The organism is Corallococcus sp. 4LFB (genome assembly GCF_046520365.1).
Taxonomy (GTDB): Bacteria; Myxococcota; Myxococcia; order Myxococcales; family Myxococcaceae; genus Corallococcus; species Corallococcus caeni.
This window is the reverse complement of the sequence record NZ_JBKGHJ010000626.1, coordinates 1-4,122: the sequence shown is the minus strand read 5'-3', so window position 1 is coordinate 4,122 and position 4,122 is coordinate 1. Positions and strand designations below refer to the sequence as shown.

Sequence of the window (4,122 nt, the reverse complement as noted above, 5' to 3'; positions counted from 1 at the left end):
GGCGACCACTTCGGCGCCGCCAGCACGCCCTTCAGCGTCGTGAGCCTCCGCGCGGGGCCGCCCGCCCCCGACGCGTCCGCCACGTAGAGCTGCCGGTCGCGGCCCTCCCCCCGCCGTGGAGAGGAACGCGAGCCACCGGCCGTCCGGACTCCACGACAGCGAGCCCTCCGCGCACGGCGCGCCGTCCTTCGACGCGGTGACGCGCACCGGCGCCCGCTCCGGATGCGCCAGCTCCTTCACCTGGAGCCGCGCGGCCTCCGCGGTCCCCGGCACCGACTCCACCCAGGCCACCCGCGTGCCGTCCGGCGACAGCGACACCTCCCGGATGCGCACCGTGCGCTGGAGCGCGTCGTACGTCGCGCCCGCCTCCAGCCGCGCGGACGCGGGCATGGACGCGGGCACCGCCGCGGACGCCAGCGCGCCCCACACCCAACACCCCACCGCCACTGCCAGGCTCGCCACTCGCATCCGCCGCCTCCGGAAAGAACTGCCCCAGGGCGGCGGAGTGTAGCGGACCTCCCGCTCAGTGCAGCTGCGCGGGCAACATGGGCAGGCCGTGGAAGAAGCGCCGCCCGCTCTCGAAGCGGTGGTGGAAGGTGACGCGCTGATCCAGGTACAGCCGCGCCATCTCCTCCTCGCCGTACGCGCGGAAGAACGCGGCGCGCGCCTCGTCACACGCGCGCTCGTACTCCACGCACAGCGCCTCCCACTCCTCCGGCGGGAGGTCGCCCTCCGGCCAGCCCTCGCCGGTGAGGCCGTAGTCGCGCTCCATCGCGTCCAGCTCCCCGGCGCGCAGCCGCACGCGCGGATCCTCCGCGATGGCCTCGTCCGCCATCGCCGTCAGGATGTGCGCGACGAGGAAGAAGCCCGCGTCCGGCGGCACCGCGCCCGCGTCCCGCGCGCTCCGGAACGTCACCAGCAGCTGCGCGTCCATCTCCTCGCCGCCCAGCTCCGCCAGCTTGTTCGCCAGCCCGCGCCACCGGGCCTCCGTCTCGAGGGCCTCCCGCCGCACCCCGTCCAGCTCCTGCTCACCCAGCTTTTTCATGGTGTCCTCTCCCGGCCCGCGAAAGGCCCCTTCCCACGAAGGTTCCCATCCCCGTCTGACGCGCGGGCCCGGCAAACCGTGCTGTCCCCTTTTTCCACGACGTCCCGGCGCGTCAGGTGCCGGACGGCCCGGCGCGGCGCCGTCGCGTGGCGGACGCGCGGCTGGCCTTGGGGGGACGGACGGGCCAGCGGCCAGGCCGGGCATTCCCGGCTGTCCGGGTGACGAACCACGCGGCCGGTGATTGCGTCCGGCGGAGGCGCTTCGCGGCTGGCGGGTGTCACCCTCCTGACGCTTGGGGCGGGCCCGGACCCGGCGCGCGCACTTGGAAGACGACGGTGGTTGCCGCCGGGCGGGGGATGTCGCATCCGCAGGGCATGGGGCCCGCCGCCGGTGGCCCGCCCCAGGGAGCCCCACTGGTGTCCGAGCCCGAAGTCCGTCTGCCGCCGAAGTCGCAGGTGTCCCCCCGCACGGTGTTCACCGTGTGCCTCGTGGTGCTGGGCGTGATGGCCCTGGTGATGCTCGTCGTCAAGACGCGCGTGGCGCTCACGCTCACCGGCATCGCGGCGCTCATCGCGCTGGCGCTGGAGCACGGCGTGTCGCGGCTGGAGAAGCGCGGCCTCAAGCGGTGGCTGGCCATCACGCTGGTGCTGGTGGCGCTGTTCATCGCCATCACGGCGCTGGGCCTGCTGGTGATTCCGGACCTGGTGGAGCAGGTGGACGCGCTGGTGACGCAGTGGCCGCAGCTGTGGAAGCAGATCCGCGGCACCGGCATCCTGCGCGCGCTCAACCAGCGGCTGCACAGCCTGGGCTGGAACGAGCGGCTGGAGGAGGCCACGCCCGCGCTCGCGGGGCCCCTGCCCTCGCTCCTCATGAGCGCCATCGGCGGCGTGGTGGGCCTGCTGGGCGGCATGCTCACCGTCTTCTTCCTGGTGGTGTTCATGCTGGTGTTCGGCGGCGGCATGCTGCGGCGCCTGCTGGACCTGACCCGGCCCGACCACCGCCTGCGCTACGTGCGCGTGCTGCGCAACGTGTACACCGCGACGGGCGGCTACCTGTCCGGCATCACGCTCATCTGCGCCATCAACGCCACGCTCACCACCACCATGCTGGCGGTGCTGGGCATGCCCTTCTACCTGCCCCTGGGCGTGGCCAGCGGCTTCTCCAGCCTGGTGCCCTACGCGGGCCCCATCATCGCGGGCGGCATCATCACGCTGCTCACGCTGGCCACCGGCGGCATGTGGAAGGCGCTGGCGGTGTTCATCTACTTCCTCCTCTACGGCCAGCTGGAGGGCAACGTGCTGGCGCCGCTCGTGTTCAAGCGCACCGTGCACGTCAACCCGCTCGTCACCCTGCTCGCCGTGCTCTTCTGCGTGGAGCTGGCGGGCATCGTGGGCGCGGTGGTGGCCGTGCCCGTGGCGGCCACCGTGCAGATCATCGTCCGGGAGGTCCTCCTCTTCCGCCAGGAGCGCCGCACCGGCGCCGTCCTCCCCGAACCCTGAAGGGCCGGGCCCTGATGACCGCTTCGCCGCTCCAGCTCCTGCTGACGCACGGCTCCGGCCCGCTCGTGTTCCTCGTGCTCGTGGGGGGCGGACTGGGGCTGCCGTTCCCGGAGGACCTGGTGCAATTGGCGGCGGGCGTGCTGTCGCACCGGGGGGCCATGCCGCTGCCGGCCGCCATCGCGCTGTGCTTCATGGGCGTGCTGTGCGGGGACACCGTCCTCTTCCTCATGGCGCGGCGGCTGGGTCAGGCCCTGTACACGCACCGGCGCACCCGCCGCCTGTTCCCCCCCGAGCGCCGCGAGCGCATCCAGGGCTTGTACGCGAAGCACGGCCCCCGGGTCGTCTTCATCGGCCGGTTCATGTCCGTCCTGCGCGTGCCGGTGTTCGCCATGGCCGCGGCGGAGGGCATGCCCCTGCGCCGCTTCCTCCTCTGGGACGGGCTGGCGCTGTGCCTGAGCTCGCCCCTGGTGGTGACGCTGGGCTACCTGGGCTCCGCGAGCGTGGACCGCGTGGCCCGGGGCGTGGGCCGCGTGGAGCACTTCGTCGCGCTGGCCGGCGTGGCCGCGCTGCTCGTCGCGCTGGCCGTGCGCCACGCGCGTGAACGGCGGCAGCCCCGGCCGTCCACGTGAGCCCGCCGGGCCCGGCGCGCGGCGGTCCCTTGTGCCCCAACCGAAATCAAAGCAAGCAAACCCACAATTGCTCCATCCGGTATGGCTCCGGAGTGGAGATTTTCGTTAGCTCCTGACGGGTTTCCCTGGACGAACATCGCAGTCCGTCGCAAGCCGCGCCTCTCGCGCGGTGAAGTCCGGCGCCCGCCTCCGAGGCCTCATGAGACCCCCCACCCCTCCCCAGGCCAGTCCCACGGCGGCATCCCCCCCGGAGTCAGGGATGGACTGGCTGTCGGGCGGCGGGGAGATGGGCCGGTTGATCCGCGCCATGGACTGGTCGAAGACGCCGCTGGGACCGGTGGAGACCTGGCCGCAGAGCCTGCGCACGACCGTCAGCCTGTGCCTGTCCTCCACCTTCCCCATCCTCATCGCGTGGGGGCCGGAGCGCGTGCAGATCTACAACGACAGCTACCGGCCCATCTGCGGCGCGAAGCACCCGGAGTCCATGGGCCAGCGCTTCCGCGACTGCTGGGCCACGGCGCTGCCCGTGGTGGGCGGCGTGTTCGAGAAGGCCGGCACGGGCATGGGTTCCTACATCGAGAACCAGCGCATGTTCCTGGACCGGCACGGCTACCTGGAGGAGGCCTTCATGACCTTCTCCTTCAGCCCCATCCGCGACGAGTCCGGGGGCGTGGGCGGCCTCTTCCACCCCATCACGGAGGTGACGGAGAAGATGCTCAGCGCGCGGCGCACGCAGACGCTGCGCGAGCTGTCCGCCCTGCTGGGCAAGGTGAAGACGCTGGAGGACATCGGCGCCGCGCTGCCGCAGCTGCAGCCGGACGCCGCGCTCGACGTGCCCTTCCTCCTCTTCTACCGCCGCGACGAGGCCGCGCCCCGCGTCCGCTGGGTGGGCGGCCTGGGCCTGCCCCCGGGCACCGCGTGGAGCCCGGTGGAGGCGGGGTTGGACGGG

General features: G+C 73.0%; 4 protein-coding genes and 1 pseudogene. 3 read left to right on the top strand and 2 right to left on the bottom strand.

What is annotated here, in order from left to right; translation table 11 throughout:
• Together ACLEQD_RS38325 and ACLEQD_RS38320 are read right to left on the bottom strand one after the other, a co-directional pair.
• Window positions 1-468 (bottom strand): TolB family protein (locus ACLEQD_RS38325; RefSeq protein ID WP_410390794.1); only part of this gene is annotated, 468 nt, incomplete at its 3' end.
• A gap of 55 nt (window positions 469-523) precedes the next feature.
• Window positions 524-1,045, bottom strand: a complete 522-nt coding sequence (locus ACLEQD_RS38320; protein ID WP_410390793.1) for a hypothetical protein — start codon at window positions 1,043-1,045, stop codon at window positions 524-526.
• Window positions 1,046-1,461: 416 nt separating this feature from the next.
• Here ACLEQD_RS38320 and ACLEQD_RS38315 point away from each other — a divergent pair, with 416 nt between their 5' ends.
• The 3 genes and pseudogenes from ACLEQD_RS38315 to ACLEQD_RS38305 form a co-directional block, all read left to right on the top strand.
• Window positions 1,462-2,544, top strand: coding sequence for an AI-2E family transporter (locus tag ACLEQD_RS38315; protein WP_410390792.1), 1,083 nt, complete (start codon window positions 1,462-1,464; stop codon window positions 2,542-2,544).
• Between the two features lie 14 nt (window positions 2,545-2,558).
• Complete coding sequence (locus tag ACLEQD_RS38310; RefSeq protein ID WP_410390791.1) at window positions 2,559-3,173, top strand: DedA family protein; 615 nt, start codon at window positions 2,559-2,561, stop codon at window positions 3,171-3,173.
• A gap of 259 nt (window positions 3,174-3,432) precedes the next feature.
• Window positions 3,433-4,122 (top strand): annotated as a pseudogene (locus tag ACLEQD_RS38305) (two-component system sensor histidine kinase/response regulator); the annotation flags it as partial.

Bases quoted from the DNA above. Each gene is read 5' to 3' on its own strand.
- ACLEQD_RS38310 (WP_410390791.1), top strand. From the start codon at position 2,559: ATGACCGCTTCGCCGCTCCAGCTCCTGCTGACGCACGGCTCCGGCCCG.
- ACLEQD_RS38320 (WP_410390793.1), bottom strand. From the start codon at position 1,045: ATGAAAAAGCTGGGTGAGCAGGAGCTGGACGGGGTGCGGCGGGAGGCC.